At 47.0% G+C, this 547-nt stretch carries 1 protein-coding gene; it reads left to right on the top strand.

What is annotated here, in order from left to right:
• The coding region (locus R7Q11_RS28620; protein WP_225467279.1) for a thermostable hemolysin at window positions 1-300 on the top strand (300 nt) is incomplete at its 5' end.
• Window positions 301-547 lie beyond the last annotated feature (247 nt).

Genomic DNA, 547 nt, shown 5'->3' with positions numbered 1-547 from the left:
CACTTGGCATCTTTCGCTAAGGGCATGTCGTCTCTGCACTTCTACCTCATCGCAGAAATGCTGGTCAATCTCGGTTTTGAATGGTGCATCTTCACCGCGACAGACCCACTTCACGCCATGATGGCGCGCCTAGGATTGGAGCCTCATATCATCGCGCAGGCCGATCAAAACAAAGTCCCCGATGCCGAGTCCACTTGGGGGTCGTACTACGAACATCAACCGCGTGTGTTAGCTGGCAATTTGCAAAAAGGACTAGAGCGTCTTCGATTAGTCCAAGAAAGAAAACGCAAACAAGCCTAGATAGAAAAATAAACGTCGTTAAAACCGCAAACACACCCAGAACAACTTGGTTAAACACAACGCCAGAATATAGGTGATGTATGAATATTCTCCTCGATGCCATTACAAAATGGGCAAAAACGACACCAGATCGAGTAGCACTTGTCGGCTACGAAGCGAATCAAACGGTTGAACTGACTTACTCTGAATTGTTAAACAAGATCGAACTCGTTGCCGCCGAGCTTATTGCACAGAACATCAAAGCACT

This window comes from Vibrio sp. 970 (assembly GCF_033339075.1).
Note: the sequence above shows the minus strand (reverse complement) of the source record. Positions and strands in the feature narration are given on the sequence as shown.